The sequence below is a fragment of the Arthrobacter sp. SX1312 genome (genome assembly GCF_002929295.1).
GTDB lineage: Bacteria > Actinomycetota > Actinomycetes > Actinomycetales > Micrococcaceae > Arthrobacter_D.
Map to the genome: position 1 here is coordinate 86,565 of NZ_PJIM01000003.1, position 26,335 is coordinate 112,899.

Below are 26,335 nucleotides of genomic sequence, written 5' to 3' on the forward strand. Positions count from 1 at the left end.
ATTGGGTCTTTTTGATCGCCTCCATCAGGCCTACCGTGGACGCAGGATGCAGCCCGGCCGGGCAGCTGAACCAGGGAGGACCTTCGTCATGAGCACACAAGTTGCAGAATGCAGCGTCGCCAGTTGTTCCTTCAACGACCATTCCCATTGCAACGCAGCCGCCATCACAGTAGGCGGAGAAGAGGACCACGCAGCGTGCGCCACCTTCATCGACATCGGTGTCCACGGCGGCCTGCCCAAGGTCCTGGCCGGCGTCGGAGCGTGCCAGCGCACCGAATGCGCCCACAACGATCATCTGATGTGCAACGCGCCCGAAGTCCGCGTTGGCCCAGGACCCGACAACGCCGACTGCCTCACCTACAGCCACCGGTAGCGCGAATCACCATCCGGCAACTCGGTCAGTCCCATCACTGCGGCGGCGTGCCTGACCCCTCGCGCCTGTCCCGCAGGAATTGTCCGATGGCCGCACCCGCTCTGCCTGCCGTGCCCATCCCGCCACGAGCCGGCACCAGGTGGATTCCTCCTGTCGTTGACGCGGTGGCCGTCTGCAGGCAGGTCGCTGGTGTCCGAGGCAGGACGCTATCCGGCTCGAGTGACTGACCCGGTTTTGAGAACCATACTCATCCCGTTACCGTTGGTGAGAACGGTAGTCAATAACGGGAGGGTGGGTGTGGGGTGGATCTTGCCCTCAGTGGTCTGTCCGTGCGGATCGGGGACCGGTGGATCATCAGGGATGTAACCCTGGCGGTTGCTCCTGGTGAAGCAGTGGCCGTGATCGGGGCTTCCGGGTCGGGCAAGTCGATGACTGCCGCGGCCATCACGGGATCACTCCCGGGAAGCGCACACGTCACCGGTCGCTTGGAAATTCGGGGTCGGGACGTTCGTCCTGCCACGAGGCTCCGCCCGGAGGTGGCCGCGGTGCGTCAGGACTCCCTGACTGCTCTTCATCCGTTGGTGCGGATCGATCGGCAACTCGTGCCCGTTCTCCTTCGATCAGGTGCCGCCACGACCCGGGAAGCGGCGACCGGCCGTGTTGCGTCGATGCTCGAGGAGGTCGGTTTCGCCGACCCACTGCGGGTCCTGCGAAGCTTCCCGATGGAACTCTCCGGCGGACAGAGGCAACGCGTCTGCATCGTTCAGGCGCTGGCCTGTCGTGCCTCGTTCCTGGTTGCGGATGAACCGACGACGGCCCTCGACGTCGTGTCACAGCAGCTCGTGCTCTCGGCGTTGCGGACAGCAGCCCGAGCCGGCACCGGCATCCTGCTCATCACCCATGACGTCCCGGCGGCCGCTTCCCTGTGTTCCCGGGCAGTGGTCATCGATGACGGGATGGTCGTCGGTGAGGGTTCCTTCGTCGACCTCGCCGGCAGTACCGCGCATGCGCTGATGCAGTCCGTACGGCATGCGCCCGGCGGGGAAAGCATCACGGCCGCATGACTTCCACTCCTACCGGGACGCTCACGGCACGGGAACTACGGCTCTCCCTGTCGCGGCCCGGGCGGTCCTTCAGCAGGAGTGTGCCCACGGGCATCCTTCACGGGGTGTCGCTGCAGGTCTCCAGCGGCAGCAGCATGGGACTTGTCGGCAGCTCCGGCTCCGGGAAGTCGACGCTTCTGCGCACACTGCTGGCCCTCGAGACACCGGACTCCGGATCGGTGACCCTGCAGGACCAGGCGATCCGGACCGGGTCGCTGAAGTCGCTCCGCTGGTACCGGCAACAGGTGCAGTACGTACCCCAGGATCCCGCAAGCAGTCTCGATCCCAGGATGACCGTCGACCAGCTCCTGCGTGAACCCCTGGTGTGCCTCGGCGTCGACGGACAGCACACCACCCGGATCTGCGACGCACTGTCCCGGGTGGAGCTTCCCGCGGCGGCTTCCGGGAAGCGGCCCTCCGAACTGTCCGGCGGGCAGAACCAGCGTGTGGCGATCGCCCGCGCCCTCGTGGTCTCCCCGATGATCCTCCTCGCGGACGAGCCGGTGAGCGGGCTGGACCTGCCGTTACGCAACCAGGTGCTCGATGTCCTGAAGATGCTGATCAGCGATCAGGGGATGGGGCTGCTGTTCGTCTCCCATGACCTCGACGCGATCGCCGCCGTGTGCGCCAGGACCGCGGTCCTCGCCGACGGCCGGATCGTGGAAGAAGGACCCACCGAGCGGATCCTCGATGATCCGCAGCACGAGGCGACCCGCGCACTCAATGCCGCACGACTGTCCCGGGGTGCTGTTCCTCGATGACCCCCTCCTTTCCTCCGAGGACCCCCACCTCGGTGTCCTTGCTTCTGCCCACCCAGCTGGTGTTCAACATCGGTTTCTACGCGGTCGTCCCCTTCCTCGCCCTCGTCATGAGCGAGGACCTCGGTCTTGGCGCCGCGGCGGTCGGCCTCGTCCTGGGTGCGCGGACCTTCAGCCAGCAGGGCATGTTCCTCCTCGGCGGGGTCATCGCCGACCGTTGGGGGCCACGCCGCAGCATCCTCACCGGCTGCGCCATCCGCGCCGCCGGATACTTCGGGCTCGCGGCCTCCGACAGCTTCTGGCCCTTCCTGCTCAGCGCCGTGCTCACTGGTGTTGGCGGTGCTTTCTTCTCACCGGCCATCGAAGGGCTCGTCGGCACGCTCGATCGTGCCCGCACCTCAGCGACCACGACAGACAGCGGAGGACAAGGCACCCCGCCGCGGAACGTGTTCGCCTGGCTCGTGCTGTTCGGGGAGGTCGGCGCTGTCGCCGGGCCCCTCATCGGCCTCGGTCTTCTGTCCTTCGGGTTTCCCGTGGTCGCAGTATCGGCCGGGGGCCTCTTCCTCATCGTCGGCATGGCGCTGTGGCTCCTCCTGCCACACCACGCCGGCTCGACCGGGAACGGTGCCGACCCCGAGCCTGACAACTCAGGGATACGCGGTGCCTTCGCCTGCCTGGAGGATCGCCGGTTCATCCTCTTCGCCGCGCTGTTCGGCGTGAACCTGCTGGCCTACAACCAGCTGTACTTCGCCCTCCCGCTCGAACTGGGTCGAGGCGGCGCCGGGACACTGGCCATCCTGTTCGCCGTTGCCTCGGCCCTGACCATCGCGTTGCAGCTGCCGATGTCCGCCCTGGCAACCCGCCTCGGCCCGGCTGCTGCTCTGCGCGCCGGCTTCACCTGCATCGCGGCGGGATTCGCGGCGATCGTCCTCCTCGGAAGTGCCGGACTGCATCTGGTGCCAGGGCTTCCCGTCCTGACCGGACCGGTCGCACTCGTCACGCTTCTCAGCCTGGGGCACATGCTCGTCGGACCCGCCGGGCTGCAGCAGGTCCACCGGTTCGCAGGCCACCGGCCCTTGGGCGCCTACTACGGCCTCCTCGCCAGCTGCGGTGGCATCGCCGTGCTGATAGGTAACGGCCTGACCGGTGTCCTCCGCGACACCCTCGGCAGCACCTCCAGCTGGGTGCTCCTCATCCTCCTGGCCCTCGTCAGCGCGACGCTGCTTCCCCGCTTCCTTCCCGCCACCTCCGTGCATCCCGGACGTCCTGCACGTCCCGTTCTTCCGTCCGTTCTTCCGTCCGTTACCGATCAGAAGGTTCAGTCATGACCCACCGCCACTCCCTTGCCCTTGTCGCTGTCTCGACCATCAGTTGCCTGGCCCTGACGAGCTGCTTCTCGACCGGGCCTTCCGAGTCGGCCCCTGCTACGGACGAGGCAGATGGCGGCCGTCTTTCGATCGTCCATATGCAGCCACCCCGCTCGGGCCTCACCCCGCTCAGCGACGATGCGTTCAAGCTCTCACGCTGGTCCGCAGCCGAGACGCTCGTCATTCTCGATGACCTGGGAGAGGCCCAGCCCTCCCTGGCGTCGGAGTGGGAACAGACCGCTGCGACGGAATGGACGTTCACCATCCGCGACGGGGTGCGCTTCCACGACGGCACCCCGCTGACCGCCGAGGACGTCGCCCGCTCCCTGACCGCGGCCGCGGGCGCGTCACCCACCCCGCGGATCCTGGACGGCGTCGACCTGGCCGCTGCGGCCACCGATGGGATGACGGTGACCGTCACAACGGCGGTCGAGGACCCGCTCGTGCCGCAGCGCCTGTCCAGCCCCCAACTCTCCATCCTGGCCGCCAGCGCCTACGACGGCGACACCGTTGACTCGCTGGGTACCGGCACCGGCCCGTTCGTCCTCACTGCGGTGGACGGCACCTCCAGTGCGACCCTGGACCGGAACGAGGACTACTGGGGGGAACTCGCTGCCTCGTCCGGCATCGACGTCCAGTTCGTGCCGGACGGCACCGCCCGCGCCGCGGCCCTGCGTGCAGGCACCGCTGACGTCGTCGAGTCCATCCCGGTCAGCCAGGTCGCGCAGATCGACGAGGACTTGGTCTTCGAGGTACCGATGCCGCGCACGAACACCCTGTACCTGAACACGGAATCGGGCCCGTTCGCGGACCCCGCCGTGCGTGCCGCCGCCCGGGAGGCCATCGACCGGGCGACCATCGTCGCGAACGTGTACGAGGGCCGTGCGGACGTCGCCGAAGGACTCCTCGGCCCCGCCCTGCCCTGGGCCGCGGAGGAACGCGACGACGCCTACCAGGGAATTCTCGAGGGCCGGCCCGAGCCGGCACCGGTCGACGGGGTGCGGATCAGCCTGGGCACGTTCACGGATCGTGCCGAACTCCCCGAGGTCGCCGTGCAACTCGAGCAGCAGCTCGAAACCGCCGGCTTCGTCGTCGAGCAGGACGTGCGCGAGTACCAGTTCATCGAGGCCGACGCCCTGGACGGGGCCTTCGACGCCTTCATCCTCTCCCGGGCCACCGTCCTCGACTCCGGGGATCCCGTGGCCTACATGTACAGCGACTTCGCCTGCGAAGGGTCCTTCAACATCTCCCAGTTCTGCGACCCGGCCGTCGACGACGCCCTGCAGAAAGCCGCCGCCACCCCGGCGGGCGCCGAACGGCGGGAGGCGATCATCGCCGCCGAGGCGGAGATCCTTGCTCGGGATGCCGCGATCCCGATGCTGCACGAGCGCGTCATCCAGGGCGAAGCGGCAGGCGTGGACGGCGCGGCCCGGGACCCCCGGGAGCGGTCGCTGGTGACCGGCGACACCCACGTCGAGCAGTGACGCGTTTCCCTCCCAGGGCATTCCCGGCCAGTGCCATCCTGGTCGGCCTGTCCCGGGCGGGGGCCCTGCTCGCCGTCATCATGGTGATCGGGATGCTGCCCTGGCTCTCCGGACAAAGCCCTGAATACACGGTCCTGCGCGCCCGGTACACCGACCTGGAAGCAACACCGGCGGCATTGGCGATGGTCCGTGCCGAACTCGGCCTGGACCGGGGCCCGATCCTGGTCTTCCTCGACTGGTTCGCCGGGATCCTCACCGGGGACTTCGGCCGATCCTGGATCTCCCACTCCCCGGTGCTGCCGGGAACCCTCACAGCCCTCGCTGTGTCCGTGACGCTCATGATCTGCGCCGGTGTGATCGCACTGCTGATTGCCGGGTTGTTCGCACTCCCCTCGCTCCTGCGCGGCTCCCGGGGTGAGCGGCGGCGAGGGGCCGGGCTCCTCGCGACGACGGCGACCTCCCTGCCCGATTTCCTGCTGGCCTCCCTGTTCCTGGTCATCGGCGCGGTCTGGTTACGCTGGTTCCCGCCGTCGGGGTGGCTGGGACTGCACTACGCGGTCCTGCCGTCCCTCGCCCTGGGCCTGCCGGCCGGAGGGCTGATGGGCAAACTCCTGGCCGACGCCATCAGCTCCGCCGGCGATGAACAGTGGGTGCCCGCGTGGCTGTCGGCCGGTTTTTCTCGCCGCCAGATCGCTGCCGGTCTCCTGCGGCGGGCGTTACCGACAGTCTCCAGCCAGGCGGCCCTGGTCGTCGTCGGGCTCACCGGCGGGGCGGTCGCCGTCGAACGGGTCTTCGCCATCCCCGGAATCGGCAGGGCCACCCTCGGTGCCGCCACGTCGCAGGACATCCCCGTGCTGCAGGCCGGCGTCCTCGCCCTCCTCGTCCTCGCGATCATGGCCGGCATCGCCGCGGCACTGATCCGCACGGCGCTCCTCGGGCCGGCCGGACGGCTGGGCGTGATCCCCGTCGCCGTCGTCCCTCCCGTCTTCCACCGGCGGGACCTCGCCGTGCCCCTCGGGGCAGCGACACTGCTCGGCCTGATCACCATCGCCGGGATCCTCCGCGACCCGTTCGCCTCAGCCCACCCGCGCCTCGCCCCGCCGAGCTGGGCTCTACCGTTCGGGGCCGATGCCAGCGGCCGCGACCTGCTCGCCCGCGTAGGACACGGCACCGTGACCACCGTGGGCACCGCCCTCGTCGTCGTCCTCGTGTCCCTGCTGATCGGCATCCTGATCGGTTCCCTGCCACGCCTGGGAACAGGGCCGCTCGAGGTCGCCAACGCCGCCCCTCCCGTCATCGCGGGGATCATCGTCGCCGCGATCTCCGGGGCATCCATTGGAGGCGCCGCCCTCGCTGTCGCCCTGGTGAGCTGGGCGCCCCTGGCAGCGCACACCTCCGCCCTGACCCTGCAGGCCCGCAGCCTGCCCTTCGTCACCGTCCTCCCGGTCCTCGGCGTCGGGCCGGCCCGGATCCTGCTCCGGCACATCCTCCCGCACATCCTCGGACCCCTGGTCCGGCACGCGATGCTCCGCCTCCCCGGAACGGCCCTCGCCCTCGCGGCGCTGGGCTTCCTCGGACTCGGAGCCAACCCGCCCAGCCCCGACTGGGGCCTGGTGCTCGCCGAAGGCATGGCCTACGTCGAACGGGCGCCCTGGACGGTTCTCGCTCCGGCCTCGGCCCTGATCCTCGCGTCCGCCCTGGCCGTCTCGACGTCCGGGCTCACCCTCCCCCCAACCCCACGCCGCCGGACGAGGGCGGCCATCGAGGACGGCGCACCCGTAGCAGCCTGATCCCGGTGACCCACCGGCTCAGAGGACGAGGGCCCCTTTTTCCTACGTGCATGGTCGGATGCATACGCGTTCATGTATTGGTATGACGGATGACGCTCAACTCGAGAAGGTAGCGGAGCTGTTCAAGGCGCTCGGCACGGTATCCCGGTTGAGGATCCTGACGTCCCTTGCCGGCAGTGCGGGGTCGGTGAAGAGTCCCCAGCGTCAGCCCTCCTACCGAAGGCGCGTGCCCGCCCGCCAGACGGCGTGCACGAGCGGCATCCCGGGCCGGTACGCCAGGTGCGTGGCCGACGGCGCGTTCAGCAGCTGCAGGTCCGCGCGGTGCCCGACGGCGAGGGACCCGACGGCGCGCAGGCCGTCGGCGTCGCGTCCCGTGTGACGACGCAGCGCCAGCGCCCCGCCGTGGGTGGCGGCACGGACCGCCTCGTGGACCGTCAGCCCCATCTGCAGGACGGCGGTGGCGACGCAGAAGGCCATGGAGCTCGTGTAGGAGGTGCCGGGATTGCAGTTGCTCGCCAGGGCGATCCGGGCACCGGCGTCGAGCAGCCGCCGGGCGGGTGCGAACGGCTGGCGCGTCGACAGATCGCAGGCCGGCAGGCACGTGGCGACGGTACCCGGTGCCTCGTCCGCGCCCGATCCCGACCACGTGCCCGCGAGCGCGTCGACGTCGGCGTCGGAGAGGTGGTTCACGTGGTCGACGCTGGCGGCGCCGAACTCGACGGCGAGCGCCACGCCGGCGCCCGGGCCGAGCTGGTTGCCGTGCACGCGCAGGCCGAGGCCCGCGGCGGCGCAGGCCGCGAGGACGCGGCGTGACTGGTCCGGGGTGAAGGCGCCGGTCTCGCAGAAGACGTCGGCCCAGCGCACGTACGGGCGGACGGCGTCGAGCATCGGCCCGCACACGAGATCCGTGTAGTCCTCGGCGTCCTCCCCTGCGGGCACGAGGTGCGCGCCGAGGAAGGTGACCTCGTCCACCACGCCGGCCGCGATCCGCGCGCTGCGCGCCTCCTGCGCGACGTCGAGCCCGTAGCCCGTCTTCGTTTCGAGGTACGTGGTACCGCCCGCGGCGGCCTCCGCGGCGCGGGCCAGCAGGAGCCGCGTGAGGTCGTAGTCCCCCGCGGCGCGCGTGGCCTCCATGGTGACCGCGATGCCGCCCGCGGCGTACGACTCCCCCGCCATGCGGGCCTCGAACTCCGCCGTCCGGTCCCCGGCGAACACGAGGTGCGTGTGGCTGTCGACCCAGCCGGGCAGTCCCGCGCGGCCCCCGGCATCGTAGGCCTCGTCCGTCGCGGGCGCGCGGGTGGCCGGGCCGATCCAGCTGATCCGCTCCCCCTCGAGGACCAGGGCGGCGTCCCGCAGGACGGCGCCGTCGGCGTCCTGCGTCATGAGTTCGCCGATGTTGGTGATGAGGACGGACATCAGGACCGGCCCCCGGGAGGTGCGGCGGTGGGGTGTGCTGCGTCGAGGCGGGCGATGGCCGCGACCAGCAGGGGCCCGGGATCCCCGAGCGTCGTGTGCACGCCGTCCCGCGCCCTGAGGACACCGCCGACGACGACGCCCGTGACGTCCTGAGCCGTCGCCGTCGAGGCGAGCTGCTCCCGGGAGGATCCGGCGGTGCGTGCACTGTGGGGGTCGACCGCCATGAGATCGGCCGGGTGGCCCGGACCGAAGCCCGCGCCGGGACGGCCCTGGGCCCGCGCGCCGCCGAGGGACGCGATGCCGTGCAGCCGCTCCGGGGCGAAGTGCCCCCGCCGCCCGGTGCGCAGGCGCTCCCCGAGCTCGAGGGCCCGCATCTCCAGCCACGGGTCGACGGCGGCGTGCTGGTCGGTGCCGAGGGCGAGCTGCGCTCCGGCCTCCCGGAAGTCCCCGGCCGGCCCGAGCCCGTCGGCGAGATCCGCCTCCGTGGTGGGGCAGAACACGATCACCGCTCCGGCGTCGGCGAGGGTCGCGATGTCGCGGTCGGTGACGTGGGTGGCATGGACGGCGGACAGGCGGTCGGTCACGAGGCCGTGCCGGTGGAGCAGCGCCGTCGGGGTGCGGCCGGTCGCCCGGAGGCACTCCTCGTTCTCGGCGGGCTGCTCGGACAGGTGGATGTGCAGGGGCAGGTCCGGCGGCAACCGACGAGCGATCACGGCGAGGTCCTGCTCCGGCACCGCGCGGACCGAATGGATGGCTGCGCCGACCGTGACCTGGCGTGCGGGGTAGCGCGAGGAGATCGCTGTACGCAGGGACGCCAGCCGTGCGAGCCACCGCTCCGCGGTCCCGTCGGAGAAACGGCGCTGGCCCGCCGCGAGGGGTGTCCCGAAGCCGCCGGCGAGGTAGCACGTGTCGAGCAGCGTCAGGCGGATGCCCGCACGGACGGCGGCCCGGGCGAGGGCCAGCTCCATGGCATGCGGTCCGTCGTCGTCCCCCTGCCCGTACGGCGTGCCGTCTGGGCGGTGGTGCACGTAGTGGAATTCGGCGACACTCGTCCACCCCGCCACCACCATCTCGGCGTACACCGCAGCGGCGAGCTCCTCGTACAGTGCGGGCGTGAGGGCACCCGCCGCGCGGTACATCGTCTCCCGCCAGGTCCAGAACGTCCCGCCGCTCCCGTGGGTGCGCCCGCGCAGCGCGCGGTGGAACGCGTGCGAATGCGCGTTGGCGGCGGCGGGGAACACCACGCCGCGGAGGACGACGTCGCCCTCCCGCGCCGGCACGCCCGCGAGCACGCCGAGCACCAGGCCGTCGTCGTCCACCTCGACGCGCACGGCGTCGCGGATCCCGTCGGCTCCCAGCCACGCGTGCTCGCACCAGACGGCGCGGACGGCCCGATCGGTGCGGGGTCCGGTCACAGCAGGTCGTCGAGGACGTCCGCGAGCGCGGTGGCCCCGGCGTCCGCGTCGTCGCGCTCCACGAACTCCTCGGGCGAATGGCTGACGCCGGTGGGGTTGCGGACGAACAGCATGGCGGTGGGCGCGATGGCGCCGAGGATGCCGGCATCGTGCCCGGCGCCCGTCGGCAGGGTCGGTGCGCCGGGGAAGGAGCGGCCGAGGGCGTTGCCGAGCGTGCGCTGGAGCGCACCGTCGAAATGGACCGTGCCGCTGCGCGATTCCTCGGTCAGGGTGGTCCGGCAGCCCTCGAACGCGCAGATCTTCTGGGCCTGGCCGTGGATCCTCTCGATGAGCGAGGCCGTGACGGCGTCCTCCTCGTGGCGCACGTCCAGCCACAGGTCCACGCGGGAGGCGATGACGTTCGTCCCGCCCGGCACGGGCTGCAGGCGTCCCACCGTCGCGCGGGCGCCGTCCTGCTCCGCGGCGGCCTTCCGGACGGCGAGGACCACCTGGGCGGCGGCGACCATGGGGTCGGCGCGGTCGGCCATGAGCGTGGTGCCCGCGTGGTTGCCCTGGCCGGTGATGGACAGGCGCCAGCGGCCGTGGCCCAGCATCGTGGAGCCGATGGCCACGGCGGAGTCGAGATCGATCAGGCCTCGCCCCTGCTCGACGTGGAGTTCCACGAAGTCCCCGATGCGCCGGATCGCCTCCTCGTCGCGGCCCAGGTGCGTGGGGTCGACCCCCGCGGCGCGGGAGGCCTCGGCGAAGGTGGTGCCGTCCGCGTCCGTCAGGGACCGGACGGCATCGGGGTCGAGCGTGCCGGTGAGCAGGCGCGATCCCAGGCAGGAGACCCCGAAGCGGGACCCCTCCTCCTCGGGGAACACGGCGATCGCGAGGGAGCGCTGCGGGGTCGCCCCGCGCTCGCGCAGCAGGTCCACGGCCACGAGGGCGGAGGCGACGCCGAGCGGGCCGTCGTAGGCGCCGCCGCCGGGCACCGAGTCGAGGTGGCTGCCGGTGACGAGCGCGCCGTCCCGGCTGTCCGTGGCGTCCCACCACGCCCAGAGGATGCCGTTGCGGTCCGTCTCGACGGCCAGCCCGCGGGCCTGGGCCTCGGCGCTGAACCATTCGCGCAGCGAGGACTCGGCGGGGGTGTGCACGCCGCGCGAGTAGCCCCCGCGGGTGGCGTCGCGGCCGATGTCACTGATGGAGTCGAGGACGGAGGAGACGGTCTGCACGGGGGTACCTTCCGGTCGGGGACGGGTCTTCAGGATTGCATGGGGATGCGGACGCCGTGCTCCACCGCGACCTCGCGGGCGCGCCCGTACCCGGCGTCGACGTGGCGGATCACGCCCGTCCCGGGATCGTTGGTGAGGAGCCGCTCGAGCTTCTGCGCCGCGAGGTCGGTCCCGTCGGCGACGGAGACCTGCCCGGCGTGGATGGAGCGGCCGATCCCGACGCCGCCGCCGTGGTGGATGGACACCCAGGTGGCCCCGGAGGCGGTGTTCAGGAGGGCGTTCAGCAGGGGCCAGTCGGCGACGGCGTCGGAGCCGTCCGCCATCGCCTCGGTCTCCCGGTAGGGCGAGGCGACGGACCCGGAGTCGAGGTGGTCGCGGCCGATGACGATGGGGGCCGAGACCCTCCCCTCCGCGACGAGCCGGTTGAGGAGCAGGCCCGCCTTCGCGCGGTCCCCGTAGCCGAGCCAGCAGATCCGGGCGGGCAGGCCCTCGAACTCCACGTGCTCGGCCGCCGCGTCGAGCCAGCGGTGGAGGTGCCCGTTGTCCGGGAACAGCTCCTTGAGGGCGGCGTCGGTGACGGCGATGTCCGCCGGATCCCCCGAGAGCGCGACCCAGCGGAACGGGCCGAGCCCCTCGCAGAACAGGGGTCGGATATAGGCGGGGACGAACCCCGGGAAGGCGAACGCACGGCCGTAGCCGCCCTTCCGGGCCTCGTCGCGGATCGAGTTGCCGTAGTCGAAGACCTCCGCTCCGGCGTCGAGGAATCCGACCATCGCCTCGACCTGCAGGGCCATCGACGCCTGGGCCTTCTTCGTGAAGCCTTCCGGGTCCGCGGCGGCCTCACGCTCCCACTCGTCGACGGCGATCCCCTCGGGCAGATAGCTGAGCGGGTCGTGGGCGGAGGTCTGGTCGGTGACGATGTCGACGTCGAGCCCGCGCCGGAGCAGTTCCGGGAACACGGTGGCCGCGTTGCCGACTACGCCCACGGACAGCGCCCGCTGCTCGCGTTTCGCGGCGAGGACCTGCGCGACGGCGTCGTCGAGCGTGTCCGCGACGGTGTCCAGGTAGCGTTTCGCGACGCGGCGGCGCAGGCGCGCCTCACTGACGTCCACGATGAGGACGGCTCCGCCGTTGAGCGTGACGGCGAGGGGCTGGGCGCCGCCCATGCCGCCACAGCCCCCGGTCAGGGTGAGGGTGCCGGCGAGGCTGCCGCCGAACCGTGTGCGGGCGATCGCCGCGAACGTCTCGAAGGTGCCCTGCAGGATGCCCTGCGTGCCGATGTAGATCCAGGAGCCCGCGGTCATCTGCCCGTACATCATGAGGCCCTCCGCCTCGAGGCGCCGGAACTCGGGCCACGTGGCCCAGTCCCCCACGAGGTTGGAGTTGGCGAGCAGCACGCGCGGCGCCCACGGGTGGGTGCGGAACACCCCGACGGGCTTGCCGGACTGGACGAGCAGCGTCTCGTCGTCCTCGAGCTCCGTGAGGGTGCGGACGATGGCGTCGTAGGCGTCCCAGCTGCGGGCCGCCCGGCCGGTCCCGCCGTACACCACCAGGTCCTCGGGCCGTTCGGCGACCTCGGGATCGAGGTTGTTCATGAGCATCCGCAGCGGCGCCTCGGTCTGCCAGCTCTTCGCGGTCAGGCGGGTGCCGCGCGCGGCCCGGATGGACCGGGAGGGATCGTGGGTCGCGGAGGTGGGGGTGGTCATGCCGGTTCTCCTGTCAGGTCCTCGGGCACCGGGACGGCGCCCGCACCGGGCTCCGTCAGGAGGGCCGCGGCCTCCTGTGCCACGAGCGAACCGATGCGGTGGGCCTCCGCCTCGGTGATGCGGTAGCTGGGGACGACGACGCTGAGCGCCGCGACCGTCCGGCCGCCCGGCGAGAGAGGCGCCGCGATGGCCGTGACATCCTTCTCGACGCCGTCGCGCACGACGACGAAGCCGCCGTCCGGGGGCCCACCCGTGAGCACAGCGCCGACGGCGGTCTGCGCGAGCGGGATGCTGCGCCCCACCCAGCTGGCGTGGCGCACCGAGTGGGTGCCCTCGCGCATCGCGAGGTAGACGCCCTCGCCGTCGTGCGAGGGGACGCTGAGGTAGGCCGACTCGCCGGTCCGCTCCACGAGGCGATCCAGGGCGGGCTCCGCGAGGGAGACCAGGGATTCGTGGCCGAGGGCCTGCGCGCCGAGCTGCACCACGCGGAGGCCGGGCCGGTAGGCGCCGAGGGCGTCCCGGCGCACGAACCCCGTCCCTTCGAGGGTGCGCAGGAGCCGCAGCGCCGTCGACGCCGACAGGTCGGCCTCCCGGGCCGCGTCCGCGAGTGTCAGCGAGCCGGCCCCGCAGACCGCCCCGAGCAGCACGAGGGCCCGCTCGACGGTGCGGGTCGATGATTCGGCCATGCTCGCTCCTTGCTTTCGTGGTCGACGTATATTTCACTTATTGAAACTCCATTTTCACTCAATGGCAAGAGCGGCAGGCGCCGCGGGAACCGAGGCACAGCGTGAACCAGCAGACCGTGATCGTGGGCACCGGCCCGCTGTCCCCCGCCGACGTCGTCGCGGTGGCGCGGGACGGCGCCCGGGTGGATCTGGCGCCCGAGGCCCTCGCCGCGATGGCCGGATCCCGAGCGGTGGTCGACGCGCTCGTGGACGACGGCACGCCGCACTACGGGGTCTCGACCGGCTTCGGTGCCCTGGCCACCCGGCACATCCCGCTGGACCAGCGCACCCGGCTGCAGCGCAGCCTCATCCGCAGCCACGCGGCGTCCTCGGGGGCCGAGGTGGATCGCGAGGTGGTGCGCGGCCTGATGCTCGGCCGCCTCTCCACCCTCGCCACGGGCCGTACCGGGGTGCGCCCGCTCGTCGCGTCCACCTACGCCGCCCTGCTGAACGCCGGCATCACACCGGTGGTCGGCGAGTACGGTTCGCTGGGCTGCTCGGGCGATCTCGCGCCGCTCTCCCACGTGGCCCTGGCGCTGATGGGCGAGGGGCAGGTACGGGACCGCGCCGGGCACCTGGTGGAGGCGGCCGAGGCGCTCGCCGAGGCAGGCATCGCCCCGGTCGAGTTGCGCGAGAAGGAGGGGCTGGCCCTCATCAACGGTACGGACGGGATGCTCGGGATGCTCGTCCTCGCCGCCGCGGACCTGCACCGGCTCCTCACGACGGCGGATCTCGCAGCGGCCATGAGCGTGGAGGGGCTGCTGGGTACCGACGCCGTGTTCGCCGAGGATCTCCACGCCCTGCGCCCGCACCCGGGCCAGCTGGCGTCCGCCGCGAACATCCGCGCCCTGCTGGCGGGGTCCCCGCTGCTCGCCGACCAGTTCACGTCCGAGACCGGCCGGCACCGGTTCACCCGCGTCCAGGACGCGTATTCCCTGCGCTGCGCGCCCCAGGTCCACGGAGCCGCCCGCGCCACCCTCGCGCACGCCGACGCCGTCGCCGCGATCGAGCTGGGGTCCGCGATCGACAACCCGGTCATCACCCCCGACGGCAGGATCGAGTCCAACGGCAACTTCCACGGGGCGCCGGTGGGCTACGTGCTGGACTTCCTCGCGATCGCCGTCGCGGACGTCGCCTCCATGAGCGAGCGCCGCACGGACCGCTTCCTCGACACGTCCCGCAGCCACGGGCTCAACGCCTTCCTCGCCCACGATCCCGGCGTCGACTCCGGCCACATGATCGCCCAGTACACGCAGGCCGGCATCGTGTCCGAGCTCAAGCGCCTCGCCGCGCCGGCATCCGTGGACTCCATCCCCTCCTCGGCCATGCAGGAGGACCACGTCTCGATGGGCTGGGCCGCGGGTCTGAAGCTGCGCCGGGCCGTCGACGGCCTCACGCGCGTCCTCGCGATCGAGATCCTCACCGCAGCACGCGCCCTGGACATGCGCGGAGGCGGGGCGGGCACGGGCGCGGTCGGGCGCAGTTCCGCGCCGATCACCGCCGTCCGGGCCCGGCTCCGGCAGGACGTCGAGGGCCCCGGCACCGACCGCTACCTGGCCCCGGAGATCGAGGCCGCCCGGCGGCTGGTGGACGACGGCTCCCTGCTCGCCGCAGCCCGGAGGGCAGTCCCGGGGTCCCTCCAGTAGGGCTTGTTAGGGTGGGCTGACCACCCCGAGAAAGAGGCGCCGCCCCATGTCCTCCCCCGTCCCCGTGCCCTCCGTCAAACCCCCGCGCCCCCAGGCGGTCCTCACCGTGCTCGAGACGCAGTGGCTGAGCCCCCACCTGGTGCGGGTCGTGGTGGGTGGTCCCGGCTTCCGGGACCTGCAGGACTGCGACGCGACGGACAGGTACGCCAAACTGCTGTTCACCAAACCCCACCTCGGGCTGACCCCGCCCTACGACCTCGCGGCCCTCAAGCACGCCTTGCCCGCGGGCGACCGACCCGTGAAGCGGACCTACACCGTACGGTGGCTCGACGCCGCGGCGGAGCGCCTGGCCATCGACTTCGTGGTGCACGGGGACTCCGGCATCGCCGGCCCGTGGGCGGCGCAGGCCGCCCCGGGCGATCCCCTGGTCCTCATGGGCCCCTCCGGCAAGTGGTCGCCGGACCCGGACGCCGACTGGCACCTCTTCGCGGGGGACGACTCCGCGCTCCCCGCGATCGCCGCCGGCCTCGAGGCCCTGCACCCGGCCGCCGTCGGACACGCCTACCTCGAGGTGGACACCGCCGCCGACGTACTCGCGCTCGCCGCCCCCGCGGGGGTGGAGCTGCACTGGCTGACGCGGGACGGCCGGGAACCGGGCACGACGACGCTGCTCGCGGACGCCGTCGCCGCCGGACCATGGCCCGAGGGACGCGTCGACGCCTTCGTCCACGGGGAGCGCGGCGCCATGAAGGCCCTGCGGGACATCCTGTTCCGGGACAGGGGGCTCACCCGCGCGCAGGTCTCGCTCTCCGGCTACTGGGCGTACGGCCGCGAGGAGGACACCTTCCAGGCGGAGAAGCGTGAGCCGATCGGCAAGATCCTCGACGACTGACCCCGGGTACGTGCGGCCCGGTGCGCCTCAGGCGACCGGCACCGCGCGGGGGCCCCGCCTCGGGAACCGTTCCAGGAGTTCCATCGCGGGCTCGGCGATACGCGCCAGTACGGGCCCGAGCACGGCCATGATCAGCACGTACGTCGTCGCCAGGGCGGCGATCTCAGGGATCACGGAGCCGGAGGCCACCGCGAGCCCGGCGATGACGATCGAGAACTCCCCGCGCGCCACGAGGGCCGTGCCGGCCCGGGCCCGGCCGAGGCGCCCGATGCCCTGGCGGCGGGCCGCCCACCAGCCGGTCGCGATCTTCGTCGCCGTCGTGACGAGCGCGAGGAGCAACGCGACCCCGAGGACCGGGGGGATCGACGCCGGGTCGGTATTGAGCCCGAAGACCACGAAGAAGATGGCGGCGAAGAGGTCCCGCAGCGGTTCGAGGAGGCGGGCCGCGTTCTCCGCCGTCGCGCCGGAGATCGCGATGCCGAGGAGGAACGCCCCCACGGCCGCCGAGACCTGCAGGGCGGAGGCCACACCCGCGACGAGCAGGGCCGCCCCGATGAGCGTCAGGAGGAAGACCTCTCGGTCCTTGCTGTCGACGACCGCGGAGACCGCGTTCCCCCAGCGCAGCGCGACGACGAGCACGAGGGTGACGACGAGGAGGGAGACGCCGACCGTCCCGAGTCCGCCGGCGAAGCTGAGCCCCGCCAGCACCGCGGTCAGGACGGGCAGGTAGACGGCCATCGCGAGGTCCTCGAAGACGAGGATCGCGAGGACGGTGGGCGTCTCCCGGTTGCCGAGGCGGCCGAGATCGCTCATCACCTTCGCGGCGATACCCGAGGAGGAGATGTACGTGACGCCGCCCATCACGAGGGCCGCGACCGGCCCCCAGCCCAGGATGACCGCGACGAGGGCGCCCGGCGTGAAGTTCAGGACGAGGTCCACGATCCCCGCCATCCAGGACTGCCGCATCCCGGTGACGAGTTCCTTGGCCGTGTACTCCAGGCCGAGCAGCAGCAGGAGGAGGATGACGCCGATCTCACCGGCCACCTCGCTGAATTCCATGACCCCGTCGAGCTCGAGGAAGCCACCCTGCCCGAAGAACAGGCCACCGAGGAGGTACAGCGGGATGGGCGAGAGTCCGATCCGGCCCGCAAGCCGCCCGAGGACCCCGAGGAACAGGAGAATCGCGCCGAGTTCGATCAGGGTGAGGGCGGTCGTGTGCATAGACGGCGATCAGCCGTTGCGCAGGATGTCCGCTGCGGTGTCCAGGCCCTCCGAGGTCCCCACCACCACCAGCAGGTCGCCGCCGGCGAGCGTGAAGTCGGGGGCGGGTGAGGCCTGGACCTGGCCGGAGCGGAGCACGGCGACGAGGGATGCGCCGGAGCGCGACCGCATCCTGGTGTCACCGAGGGTGCGGCCGTCGAAGGGCGATCCGTGGTCGATGTAGAACTGGCGCGTCGAGACCCCGGGGAGGTCCCGGTGCTCCTCCGTCAGCTGGGCGACGAGCTGCCGGGACCCGAGGAGGCTGCCGATCGTCGCCGCCTCGTCCGGGGTCAGCGGGATGGAGGCGACGCAGGCGTCCGGGTCATTGGCCTTGGAGATGATGAGGTCGAGCTCGCCGTCGCGCTGCGCGACGATGCCGACCCTCCGGCCGGACCCGGTGACGATCTCACGCCGCACCCCGATGCCGGGAAGGCGCGTTTCGATGACGTTCATGCGATCATCCTAGACCTGCGTGGACTGCTCGCCGGCGGGCAGGGCGCTGGTTGCGCGGCCCGTTCGCTGAGGGCGTCGAGGCCTCGTTCGGCGCTGACGGATCGGGCTCCGGATGGATGGTCCTCAGGCCGGACGGAGCGCGGCGGCCGCGGCGCCCACGCGGTCCGGGGCGGCGCCGAGATCGGCCGGATCGGCGCCGGTGAGGAGGACGGCGGCCAGTTCGGCGATGCCCGACGACGTCTGGAACCCGTACCCGCCCTGCCCCGCGAGCCAGAAGAACCCGGGGTGGCCGGGATCGAACCCCACGACCGGCACGGTGGAGTCCCGCTGGGTCCGCAGCCCCGTCCAGGATCGGTGGACGGCCGTGATCCCGAGGGTCGTCACGGCTCCGAGCCGCTCGATGAGGCGCTCGACGTCGCCCGGGTGCGGTTGGGCGTCCCCCGCCTCCGCCGGTTCCGATTCGGCGGGCGAGATGAGGACGCCGTCGGCGTCCGGGCGGTAGTAGAAGGACTCGTCGGCCGCCGCGACCATCGGGGACCCTGCCCGCGGCGCGTTGGCCGCCGCCACGATCGCCGCGGTCCGTCGGTGCGGCACGAGTCCCTGGGGCGCGACGCCGCACAGCGTCGCGACGCCGTCGGCCCAGGCTCCCGCCGCGTCGACCACGACCCCCGCGGTGATCGGCCGGTAGCCGGCGCGGACGCTCCACGCGGAGCCGTCGTAGCGGGCCTCGGTGACCAGCGCCCCGGTGAGGATGATGACGCCGTCGTCGCTCGCGCTCCGCCGGTGGTACTCGAGCAGCAGGTCCGTGTCCGTCCCCACGCAGTCCGTGTCGATGGCGGCGGCCGCGAAGGCCTCGGGGCGCAGCTGCGGGCAGAGGTCGAGGGCCTGGGCGTGGGTGAGGCGGTGCATCGCGGCGCTGGCCCGCGCGTCGACCTCGGCCTCGGATCCGATCAGGAGGAAGGACCGCGGCACGGTCAGGGGGAGCCCCGTGGAGGACTGCACGCCGCCCAGCAGCTCGAGGGTGCGCCGGGTCAGGTCCAGGACGGGCTCGGGGCCGTAGCTGGGGATCAGTTGCCGCGCCGAGCGGGAGGAGGTGTGGTAGCCGAGGGTCGGCTCGGCTTCCACGAGGACCACGCTGGAGAAGGGGGCCAGCGCGGAGGCCAGCGAGAGGCCGGCGATCCCGCCGCCGATGATCAGGACGTCGCACTCGAGGGAGCTCATCCCGTCATCCTAGGCTCGCCCTCCCCCAGCCGGCGCCTCCGTTCCGTGCCCTTCCCGTTGTTCCTCAGCCGACGTGTGCGCCCGGGGCGTCGCCGACGTCGACCGGGCTCGCGGCCACCTCGGCGCGGGCGGCGACGAACGCCTGCACGCAGGCCCCGATGTCCTCCGCCGTGTGCGCTGCGGAGAGCTGCACACGGATCCGGGCGGCGCCCTTCGGGACCACGGGGTAGCTGAAGGCCGTCACGAAGACGCCCTGCGCGAGCATGGCGTCGGCCGTGCGGGCCGCGAGGACGGCGTCGCCGAACATGACCGGGACGATCGCGTGCTCCCCTTCCAGCAGGTCGAAGCCCTCCTCCGTCATGCGGCGGCGGAACAGCGCGGCATTGGCGGTCAGTGTGGACCGCAGGTCGGTGCTGTTCTGCACCAGGTCCAGGGCGGTCAGGGTCGCGGCGACGATCGATGGTGCGAGCGAGTTCGAGAACAGGTAGGGGCGCGCGCGCTGCCGCAGGAGGGCGACGATCTCGGCGCGGGCGGCCACGTAGCCGCCGGACGCCCCGCCGAGCGCCTTGCCGAACGTGCCCGTGAAGATGTCCACCCGGTCGGCGACCCCGGCGTGTTCGGGCGTCCCGGCGCCGGTGGCACCCATGAACCCGACGGCGTGCGAGTCGTCCACCATGACCATCGCGTCGTAGCGCTCGGCGAGGTTGCAGATGGCCTCGAGGGGGGCGAGGTAGCCGTCCATGGAGAAGACGCCGTCGGTGACGACCAGGCGCCGTCGTGCCCCCGACGCCTCCTGCAGCTTCGCCTCGAGGTCCGCCATGTCGCGGTTGGCGTAGCGGAGGCGCTGCGCCTTCGACAGCCGGATGCCATCGATGATGGATGCGTGGTTCAGGGCGTCGGAGATGACGGCGTCCTCCGGTCCGAGGAGCGATTCGAACACGCCGCCGTTCGCGTCGAAGCATGAGGAGAACAGGATGGTGTCCTCGGTGCCGAGGAACCGCGAGACGCGGCGTTCGAGTTCGAGGTGCAGGTCCTGGGTGCCGCAGATGAAGCGCACGGACGCCATGCCGAAGCCGCGCTCGTCCAGGGCGGTCTTGGCCGCGGCGATGATCTCCGGGTGGTCGGCGAGGCCGAGGTAGTTGTTGGCGCAGAAGTTCAGCACCCGGGCGTCGTCGGCCCCCAGCGCGCCGGCCGTGATGTGGCTGGACTGCGGCGAGGAGATGCGGCGCTCGTGCTTGAACAGGCCTGCACTGCGGATCTCGTCGAGTTCTCCGGCGAGCTGGTCGCGGACTGCTGAATACATGGTGTTCCTGCCTCCTAGAAGGTGGTCCAGTCGAGGACCACTTTGCCGCTCGCGCCGCTGCGCGCTGTTGCGAAGCCCTGCTGCCAGTCCCGGGCGGGCAGGCAGTCGGTGACCACGGACGAGACGGCCTCGCGCAGGGTCCCGTTGGACTGCAGCATGGCGCTCATCGCGTACCAGGTCTCGAACATCTCCCGGCCGTAGATGCCCTTGAGGGTCAGCATATGCGTGACCACCTTCCCCCAGTCGATGGAGATCGGGCCTGCCGGCAGGCCTAGCATGGCGATGCGCCCGCCGTGGTTCATGTTGTCGATCATCTCGGGCAGTGCCGTGGCATGACCGGACATCTCCATCCCGACGTCGAAGCCCTCCTTCATGCCGAGCTCGCGCTGCGCGTCGGCGACGCGCCTCCGGCTGACGTCGATGGCGAGGTCCGCCCCGACGCCGCGGGCGAGGGCGAGCCGCGGCGCGGAGACGTCGGTGATGGCGATCTTGCGGGCACCGGCATGACGGGCGACGGCAACCGCCATCAGGCCGATGGGGCCGGCCCCGGTGATCAGCACGTCCTCCCCGACGAGCGGGAAGCTGAGCGCGGTGTGGACGGCGTTGCCGAAGGGGTCGAAGACGGCGCCGAGCTCGGGCGTGACGGTCGCGTCGTGCACCCAGACGTTGGTCTCGGGCACGACGACGAACTCGGCGAACGCGCCGTCGCGCTGGACGCCGACGCTCGAGGTGCGGATGCACATCTGGCGGCGGCCGGCGCGGCAGTTGCGGCAGATCCCGCAGACGATGTGGCCTTCACCGGAGACGCGGTCCCCGATGCGGACGTCCCGGATGCCCTCGCCGAGGGCGACGACCTCGCCGTAGAACTCGTGGCCGGGGATCAGGGGACCGTCGATCATGCCCTGCGCCCAGGGATCCCAGCTCTCGATGTGGAGGTCCGTGCCGCAGATGCCGGTGGTGATGACCCGGATCTTGACCTCACCCCACCCGGCGTCGGGTTCGGGCCGGTCGACGAGCTCGAAGCCGGGGTGTGCCCCGGATTTGTACAGCGCCTTCACTGAACGGTTCCTTCCATGCCGCGCCTGTCCCCGACGGATCGCGTCGGGGCCGTGCGGTACGAGTGCGAGGGCGGAATGTGCCCGGAGCAACAGTAGCAGCGGCGGGCGGCGGCGGGCCGTCATCGTGGGTGCGCCGTCGCGGCGGGTGGGCAGGGCCGGGTAGACCACTCCGCGGGCGGGCTACGGCGCGTCGTCGAGGACGGCGGCCAGGGTCTCGACGCCGAGGCGGAGGAACGCCGGGGAGTCGTCGGAGGATGCCGCCATGGCGCTCCCCATGCTCAGCGCCCAGCCCCTGGCCCGATCCCAGGTGGCAGCGTCGATCGGGCGCAGCCCCTCGAGTGCCGTGCGGAACGCGGACCGACCGACGGCGTCGAAGTGCAGCCACGCCGCCGCGAGATCCATCGCGGGGTCCCCGGAGCACAGGTCACCGAAGTCGACGACGCCCACCAGCCCGCCGTCGGGCGCGAGGACGACGTTGGCCGGATGCAGGTCACCGTGCAGCCAGAGCGGCTCCCCCGACCACCTCGGTGCTGCGAGGGCGGAGTCCCAGACGCGCTGCAGGGAATCCGCAGGTGCGCCGGGGATCTCCGGGAGCGACGCCAGCCGCGGACGGACGACGCCGTCGCGGGCTGCCAGCGGGCCGCCACGCCCCACGGGGCTGACGGGGGCGTCGGCGGGCGCGGGTCGGTGGAAGTCCGCGAGGAAGCGCGCGAGCGGGACGGCGGCGGGAGAGCGCCCGGCCCGCGGGACCGTGATGCCGCTCGCCCCGTCGATCCATCGGGAGACGGACCAGTGCCACGGGTATCCGGCACCGGGTCGGCCGATCCGCACGGGCGCCGACGTCGCGACGGACAGGGGCGCGCTGAGACCCGGCAGCCATTGCTGCTCCGCGACCATGAGCGCGTCGGCGACGGCGCGCCGGGGCAGGCGCGCCACGAGGTCCTCCCCCACCCGGAACAGCGTGTTGTCCCAGCCGCCGTCCACGAACCGCACCGGCAGGTGCGCCAGATCCGGCATCTGGAGGCCGAGCAGGGCGACGACGAGGGACGCCGCGACGTCGACCTCCGCCTGGGGCCTCACGGCCACGTGGACCTCCTCGGTACGCAGGACCGGAGCGCGGGGCGGACCCGCGGGAACGTCGCCCCCGGGCCTGCCCCGCGCTCCGCCCCGGCAGCCCGGCGTCGGGGGCTAGCCCTCGACGCCGAGGCGCTGCAGGATGAGCTCGCGCACGCGGCCGGCGTCGGCCTGCCCGCGGGTGGCCTTCATGACGCCGCCCACGATCGCGCCCACGGCCTGGACCTTGCCGCCGCGGATCTTGTCCGCGACGTCGGGCTGGGCCGCGAGGGCGCCGTCGATCGCCTCGAGCAGCGGGCCGTCGTCGGACACGACGGCGAGGCCGCGCTTCTCGACGACCTCCGCGGGCGTGCCCTCGCCGGCGAGGACGCCGTCGAGCACGTCGCGGGAGAGCTTGTCGTTGATCTTGCCGGTCTCGATGAGCGCGTTGAGCTCGACGATCAGCTCGGGCGTGACGCCGAGCTCGGCGGGCTCGACGTCGGCCAGCTTGGCGCGGCGGGAGATCTCGCCCATCCACCACTTGCGGGCGACGGCGGCGCTGACGCCGGCGGCGATGGTGTCCTCGATCGAGGACATGACCCCGGCGTTGACGACGTCGCGGAACTCGGCGTCGGAGTAGCCCCAGTCGGCCTGCAGGCGCTTGCGGCGCTCGGCCGGCGGCTCGGGGAGTTCGGCGCGGAGCTTCTCGATCCACGCGTCGTTCGTCACGACCGGCACGAGGTCCGGCTCGGGGAAGTAGCGGTAGTCGTCGGCGTCGGACTTGGGGCGCCCCGACGTCGTCGAGCGCGTGTCCTCGTGCCAGTGGCGCGTCTCCTGCTGGATCGGCGTGCCCGAGTCGAGGACGGCGGCGTGCCGCTGGATCTCGTAGCGGACGGCGTGCTCGACGGCGCGCAGCGAGTTCACGTTCTTGGTCTCGGTGCGCGTGCCGAACTTCTCCTGGCCCTTCGGCTTGAGGGAGACGTTCGCGTCGCAGCGCACGTTGCCGCGCTCCATGCGGGCGTCCGAGACGCCAAGGTTCTTGACGATCTCGCGGATGGCGGCCACGTAGGCCTTCGCGAGCTCGGGGGCACGCGAGCCGGCGCCGACGATCGGCTTCGTGACGATCTCGATGAGGGGCACGCCCGCGCGGTTGTAGTCCACGAGGGAGAACTCGGCGCCCTGGATGCGGCCCGTCGCGCCCCCCATGTGGGTGAGCTTGCCGGCGTCCTCCTCCATGTGGGCGCGCTCGATCTCCACCGTGAAGACGGTGCCGTCGGCGAGCTCGATGTCGATGCTGCCGTCGTAGGCGATCGGGTCCTCGAACTGGGAGGTCTGGAAGTTCTTCGGGGTGTCCGGGTAGAAGTAGTTCTTCCGCGCGAAGTAGCACTTCTCGGCGATCCTGCAGTTGAGCGCCAGGCCGATCTTGATCGCGGACTCGACGGCGACGCCGTTGACGACGGGCAGGACGCCGGGCAGGCCGAGGTCCACCGGGGTCACGTTGGTGTTGGGCACGTCCCCGAACGCGTTGGGCGCGGAGGAGAACATCTTCGTCCGCGTGTTGAGCTCCACGTGGACCTCGAACCCGAGCACGGGATCGTACTTCTCCATGGCCTCGTCGAAGGACAGGACCTCATCGGTTACAGCAGTCATTACTTACCACCTGTGATCTCGGGGGCCTGGGCCAGCATCGGCCCGCCCCACGTGGCTTCGAGCAGCGATTCGAGGACGGCGCCCACGCGGTAGAGGCGCGCGTCCTTGCGGGCGGGGGCGAGGAGCTGGATGCCGACGGGCAGCCCGTCCTCGTCCGCGAGGCCACCGGGCAGGGACAGCCCGGGGACGCCGGCCAGGTTCGCCGGGATGGTGGCGACGTCGTTCAGGTACATCGCCAGCGGGTCGTTGAGCTTCTCGCCCAGCTTGAACGCCGTGGTCGGGGCGGTCGGCGAGATCAGGACGTCGGCCTGCTCGAACGCGGCGGCGAAGTCGCGCTGGATGAGCGTGCGCACCTTCTGCGCCGACCCGTAGTAGGCGTCGTAGTAGCCGGCGCTCAGCGCGTAGGTGCCGAGGATGATGCGGCGCTTGACCTCGTCGCCGAAGCCGGCCGCGCGGGTGGCGCCCATGACGCGCTCGATCGTGGGCATGCCCTCGGGCACCACGCGCAGGCCGAAGCGCACGCCGTCGTACTTGGCCAGGTTGCTGGAGGCCTCCGACGGCATGATCAGGTAGTAGGCGCCGAGCGCGTACCGGAAGTTGGGGCAGGAGACCTCGACGATCTCGGCGCCCGCCGAGCGCAGCAGCTCGAGCGACTCGTGGAAGCGCGTAAGGACGCCGGCCTGGTAGCCCTCGCCCTGCAGCTCCTTGATGACACCGATGCGCATGCCGTCGACCTGGCCGAGGCGGGCGGCCTCGACGAGTGCGCCCACCGGGTCGGTGAGCGACGTGGAATCGTGGGGATCGTGGCCGCCGATGACCTCGTGCAGCAGGGCGCTGTCGAGGACCGTGCGGGACACCGGGCCGATCTGGTCGAGCGAGGACGCCATGGCGATCGCCCCGTAGCGGGAGACACCGCCGTAGGTGGGCTTCACGCCGACCGTGCCGGTGACGGCGCCGGGCTGGCGGATGGAGCCGCCGGTGTCGGTGCCGAGCGCCAGCGGTGCCTCGAACGCGGCGACGGCGGCCGCGGACCCGCCGCCGGACCCGCCGGGGATGCGGTCGAGGTCCCAGGGGTTGCGGGTGGGTCCGAACGCGGAGTGCTCGGTGGAGGAGCCCATGGCGAACTCGTCGAGGTTCGTCTTGCCGAGGATCGGCATCCTCGCGGCACGGAGCTTGCGGACCACGGTGGCGTCGTAGGGGCTCTGCCAGCCCTCGAGGATCTTCGACCCCGCCGTGGTGGGCTGGCCCTTGGTGACGATCAGGTCCTTCACGGCGATGGGGACGCCCGCGAGCGGGTGCAGCGTGTCGCCGTCGGTACGTGCCTTGTCGACGCCGGCGGCGACGAGCAGCGCCTCGTCGGTGTTGACGTGCAGGAACGCGTTGATCGCGCCGTCCACGGCGTCGATGCGGTCCAGGTAGGCCTGCGTCGCCTCGACGGCGGAGACCTCCTTCGCGGCGAGCTTCTGCGCGAGGGCGTCGGCGGAGAGGTGGATCAGGTCTGTCATGGGTTACTCCCCGTCCAGGATTGCCGGGACCTTGAAGCGGCCGTCGGCGTTGTCGGGAGCGCCGAGGAGGGCTTCCTCGTTGCTGAGGGTCTCCCCCACGACGTCGTCGCGGAACACGTTGCTCAGCGGGATCGGGTGGCTCGTCGCGGGGACGTCGTCGCCGGCGACCTCGCTCACGCTCTTGATGGAATCGACGATCACCGCGAGTTCCCCGGCCATGCGGTCGAGCTCGTCGTCGGTCATGTCGATGTGGGCGAGCCGCGCAAGATGCGCGACGTCGTCCCGGTTGATCTCAGCCATGGATCTCCCCTGGAAGTCGGAGGTGGGTATCTTCCTCCAGTCTAGTGCTGGCGCGCTCGGCGCCCGGCATCAGCGGAGACCGGACCCGACGACGGCGGATGCGTGCGCCTACAGGGACAGGCGGAAGACCCAGAGCAGGATGTCCTCGTTGGGGACCTCCCAGTCGCGGCCCGGCACGCGGACGAAGCCCATCGACTCGTAGAGGCGGTGCGCCCGCACCATGTCGGAGCCGCTCGTGAGGCTCACGGCCTCGATGCCCGGCAGGGTGCGCGCGTGCTCGATGATGCGCTCCACCATGGCGCGGCCGATGCCGCCGCGCTGCACGGCCGGGTCCACCGCGAGCATCCGGAACTCCAGCTCCCCCTCGACGGCGATGTCGGTGTACCGCTGGCCCGCGAAGGTGAGGGCGACCGACCCGACGACGACGCCGTCGCGCTCGGCCACCCAGACCTCGGCGTGCTCGGCGCGGTGCTCGATGTCGGAGAGCACGGCCATGTAGGGGTGCGCCTCGTCGGCGAAGTACCCGGCCTCGAGGTAGGCGCCGCGCGTGATGCGGCGGACGTCGTCGTAGTCCCCGGGCTGGATGGGCCGGATGGTGATGCGGGCGTCCGAGAGGGCGTCCCCGGAGGGTGCGTTGGTCACC

At 71.9% G+C, this 26,335-nt stretch carries 23 protein-coding genes; 8 read left to right on the top strand and 15 right to left on the bottom strand.

The window, feature by feature from the left end:
* Window positions 1-88: 88 nt before the first annotated feature.
* From CXQ92_RS13685 to CXQ92_RS13710, 6 genes are all read left to right on the top strand, one after another.
* Window positions 89-373 carry a DUF1540 domain-containing protein gene (locus CXQ92_RS13685; RefSeq protein WP_104168330.1) on the top strand — a complete coding sequence of 95 codons (285 nt, stop codon included), beginning with the start codon at window positions 89-91 and terminating at the stop codon, window positions 371-373.
* 329 nt (window positions 374-702) lie between these two features.
* Window positions 703-1,437 carry an ATP-binding cassette domain-containing protein gene (locus CXQ92_RS13690; protein WP_258070008.1) on the top strand — a complete coding sequence of 245 codons (735 nt, stop codon included), beginning with the start codon at window positions 703-705 and terminating at the stop codon, window positions 1,435-1,437.
* On the top strand, window positions 1,434-2,237 hold the full coding sequence (locus CXQ92_RS13695) for an ABC transporter ATP-binding protein (RefSeq protein WP_104168332.1): 804 nt from the start codon (window positions 1,434-1,436) through the stop codon (window positions 2,235-2,237). Before CXQ92_RS13690 ends, CXQ92_RS13695 begins: the two co-directional genes overlap by 4 nt.
* A gap of 32 nt (window positions 2,238-2,269) precedes the next feature.
* Window positions 2,270-3,562 (top strand): MFS transporter, encoded by a 1,293-nt coding sequence (locus tag CXQ92_RS13700; protein WP_258069948.1) that lies wholly within the window; start codon window positions 2,270-2,272, stop codon window positions 3,560-3,562.
* Entirely contained in the window at window positions 3,559-5,085 is a 1,527-nt protein-coding gene (locus tag CXQ92_RS13705; RefSeq protein ID WP_104168334.1) for an ABC transporter substrate-binding protein, read from the top strand. Before CXQ92_RS13700 ends, CXQ92_RS13705 begins: the two co-directional genes overlap by 4 nt.
* Window positions 5,082-6,875, top strand: coding sequence for an ABC transporter permease subunit (locus CXQ92_RS13710; RefSeq protein ID WP_258069949.1), 1,794 nt, complete (start codon window positions 5,082-5,084; stop codon window positions 6,873-6,875). Before CXQ92_RS13705 ends, CXQ92_RS13710 begins: the two co-directional genes overlap by 4 nt.
* A 213-nt stretch (window positions 6,876-7,088) precedes the next feature.
* Here the strand turns inward: CXQ92_RS13710 and hutI are convergent, their stop codons facing one another.
* Genes hutI through CXQ92_RS13740 form a run of 5 tightly spaced genes read right to left on the bottom strand, consistent with a single transcriptional unit; the run spans window position 7,089 to window position 13,312 of the window.
* Window positions 7,089-8,291, bottom strand: a complete 1,203-nt coding sequence (gene hutI / locus CXQ92_RS13720; protein WP_104168335.1) for an imidazolonepropionase — start codon at window positions 8,289-8,291, stop codon at window positions 7,089-7,091.
* Window positions 8,291-9,706 (bottom strand): formimidoylglutamate deiminase, encoded by a 1,416-nt coding sequence (locus CXQ92_RS13725; protein ID WP_104168336.1) that lies wholly within the window; start codon window positions 9,704-9,706, stop codon window positions 8,291-8,293. The genes hutI and CXQ92_RS13725 overlap by 1 nt, the downstream gene beginning before the upstream one ends.
* Complete coding sequence (locus CXQ92_RS13730; RefSeq protein WP_104168337.1) at window positions 9,703-10,920, bottom strand: allantoate amidohydrolase; 1,218 nt, start codon at window positions 10,918-10,920, stop codon at window positions 9,703-9,705. Before CXQ92_RS13730 ends, CXQ92_RS13725 begins: the two co-directional genes overlap by 4 nt.
* A 29-nt stretch (window positions 10,921-10,949) precedes the next feature.
* Window positions 10,950-12,626: a urocanate hydratase gene (gene hutU / locus CXQ92_RS13735; RefSeq protein ID WP_104168338.1), complete on the bottom strand. Its 1,677-nt coding sequence runs from the start codon at window positions 12,624-12,626 to the stop codon at window positions 10,950-10,952.
* Window positions 12,623-13,312 carry an IclR family transcriptional regulator gene (locus CXQ92_RS13740; RefSeq protein WP_104168339.1) on the bottom strand — a complete coding sequence of 230 codons (690 nt, stop codon included), beginning with the start codon at window positions 13,310-13,312 and terminating at the stop codon, window positions 12,623-12,625. Before CXQ92_RS13740 ends, hutU begins: the two co-directional genes overlap by 4 nt.
* A 101-nt stretch (window positions 13,313-13,413) precedes the next feature.
* On the opposite strand from CXQ92_RS13740, the gene hutH reads away from it, so the two are divergent.
* On the top strand, window positions 13,414-14,997 hold the full coding sequence (gene hutH / locus CXQ92_RS13745; protein WP_104168340.1) for a histidine ammonia-lyase: 1,584 nt from the start codon (window positions 13,414-13,416) through the stop codon (window positions 14,995-14,997).
* Window positions 14,998-15,043: 46 nt separating this feature from the next.
* Complete coding sequence (locus CXQ92_RS13750; RefSeq protein WP_104168341.1) at window positions 15,044-15,889, top strand: siderophore-interacting protein; 846 nt, start codon at window positions 15,044-15,046, stop codon at window positions 15,887-15,889.
* 27 nt (window positions 15,890-15,916) lie between these two features.
* Here CXQ92_RS13750 and CXQ92_RS13755 read toward each other — a convergent pair whose 3' ends face one another.
* The 10 genes from CXQ92_RS13755 to CXQ92_RS13800 all read right to left on the bottom strand — a co-directional run bounded on the left by CXQ92_RS13755 (window position 15,917) and on the right by CXQ92_RS13800 (window position 26,334).
* Window positions 15,917-17,110 (bottom strand): cation:proton antiporter, encoded by a 1,194-nt coding sequence (locus tag CXQ92_RS13755; RefSeq protein ID WP_104168342.1) that lies wholly within the window; start codon window positions 17,108-17,110, stop codon window positions 15,917-15,919.
* Window positions 17,111-17,119: 9 nt separating this feature from the next.
* Entirely contained in the window at window positions 17,120-17,602 is a 483-nt protein-coding gene (locus CXQ92_RS13760; protein WP_104168343.1) for a cation:proton antiporter regulatory subunit, read from the bottom strand.
* Between the two features lie 123 nt (window positions 17,603-17,725).
* Entirely contained in the window at window positions 17,726-18,823 is a 1,098-nt protein-coding gene (locus CXQ92_RS13765) for an FAD-binding oxidoreductase (protein ID WP_104168344.1), read from the bottom strand.
* A 64-nt stretch (window positions 18,824-18,887) separates the two neighbouring features.
* Window positions 18,888-20,126, bottom strand: a complete 1,239-nt coding sequence (locus tag CXQ92_RS13770) for a glycine C-acetyltransferase (protein ID WP_104168345.1) — start codon at window positions 20,124-20,126, stop codon at window positions 18,888-18,890.
* A gap of 14 nt (window positions 20,127-20,140) precedes the next feature.
* On the bottom strand, window positions 20,141-21,184 hold the full coding sequence (gene tdh, locus CXQ92_RS13775) for an L-threonine 3-dehydrogenase (RefSeq protein WP_104168346.1): 1,044 nt from the start codon (window positions 21,182-21,184) through the stop codon (window positions 20,141-20,143).
* 180 nt (window positions 21,185-21,364) lie between these two features.
* A complete protein-coding gene (locus tag CXQ92_RS13780; RefSeq protein WP_104168347.1) occupies window positions 21,365-22,270 on the bottom strand; it encodes an aminoglycoside phosphotransferase family protein in 906 nt (301 codons plus the stop codon).
* 102 nt (window positions 22,271-22,372) lie between these two features.
* Entirely contained in the window at window positions 22,373-23,887 is a 1,515-nt protein-coding gene (gene gatB, locus CXQ92_RS13785) for an Asp-tRNA(Asn)/Glu-tRNA(Gln) amidotransferase subunit GatB (protein ID WP_104168348.1), read from the bottom strand.
* On the bottom strand, window positions 23,887-25,392 hold the full coding sequence (gene gatA, locus CXQ92_RS13790) for an Asp-tRNA(Asn)/Glu-tRNA(Gln) amidotransferase subunit GatA (protein WP_104168349.1): 1,506 nt from the start codon (window positions 25,390-25,392) through the stop codon (window positions 23,887-23,889). The genes gatB and gatA overlap by 1 nt, the downstream gene beginning before the upstream one ends.
* Window positions 25,393-25,395: 3 nt before the next feature.
* A complete protein-coding gene (gene gatC, locus CXQ92_RS13795; RefSeq protein WP_104168350.1) occupies window positions 25,396-25,692 on the bottom strand; it encodes an Asp-tRNA(Asn)/Glu-tRNA(Gln) amidotransferase subunit GatC in 297 nt (98 codons plus the stop codon).
* Window positions 25,693-25,800: 108 nt separating this feature from the next.
* Window positions 25,801-26,334, bottom strand: a complete 534-nt coding sequence (locus CXQ92_RS13800) for a GNAT family N-acetyltransferase (RefSeq protein WP_104168351.1) — start codon at window positions 26,332-26,334, stop codon at window positions 25,801-25,803.
* Window position 26,335: the final 1 nt, after the last annotated feature.

Excerpts from the sequence above, each read along its gene's own strand:
- CXQ92_RS13685 (WP_104168330.1), top strand. The coding sequence starts at position 89 with ATGAGCACACAAGTTGCAGAATGCAGCGTCGCCAGTTGTTCCTTCAAC.
- hutI (WP_104168335.1), bottom strand. The coding sequence starts at position 8,291 with ATGTCCGTCCTCATCACCAACATCGGCGAACTCATGACGCAGGACGCC.
- gatA (WP_104168349.1), bottom strand. The coding sequence starts at position 25,392 with ATGACAGACCTGATCCACCTCTCCGCCGACGCCCTCGCGCAGAAGCTC.
- CXQ92_RS13755 (WP_104168342.1), bottom strand. The coding sequence starts at position 17,110 with ATGCACACGACCGCCCTCACCCTGATCGAACTCGGCGCGATTCTCCTG.
- CXQ92_RS13740 (WP_104168339.1), bottom strand. The coding sequence starts at position 13,312 with ATGGCCGAATCATCGACCCGCACCGTCGAGCGGGCCCTCGTGCTGCTC.
- gatC (WP_104168350.1), bottom strand. The coding sequence starts at position 25,692 with ATGGCTGAGATCAACCGGGACGACGTCGCGCATCTTGCGCGGCTCGCC.
- hutU (WP_104168338.1), bottom strand. The coding sequence starts at position 12,626 with ATGACCACCCCCACCTCCGCGACCCACGATCCCTCCCGGTCCATCCGG.
- CXQ92_RS13760 (WP_104168343.1), bottom strand. The coding sequence starts at position 17,602 with ATGAACGTCATCGAAACGCGCCTTCCCGGCATCGGGGTGCGGCGTGAG.
- CXQ92_RS13750 (WP_104168341.1), top strand. The coding sequence starts at position 15,044 with ATGTCCTCCCCCGTCCCCGTGCCCTCCGTCAAACCCCCGCGCCCCCAG.
- CXQ92_RS13695 (WP_104168332.1), top strand. The coding sequence starts at position 1,434 with ATGACTTCCACTCCTACCGGGACGCTCACGGCACGGGAACTACGGCTC.
- CXQ92_RS13705 (WP_104168334.1), top strand. The coding sequence starts at position 3,559 with ATGACCCACCGCCACTCCCTTGCCCTTGTCGCTGTCTCGACCATCAGT.
- CXQ92_RS13770 (WP_104168345.1), bottom strand. The coding sequence starts at position 20,126 with ATGTATTCAGCAGTCCGCGACCAGCTCGCCGGAGAACTCGACGAGATC.
- gatB (WP_104168348.1), bottom strand. The coding sequence starts at position 23,887 with ATGACTGCTGTAACCGATGAGGTCCTGTCCTTCGACGAGGCCATGGAG.
- CXQ92_RS13765 (WP_104168344.1), bottom strand. The coding sequence starts at position 18,823 with ATGAGCTCCCTCGAGTGCGACGTCCTGATCATCGGCGGCGGGATCGCC.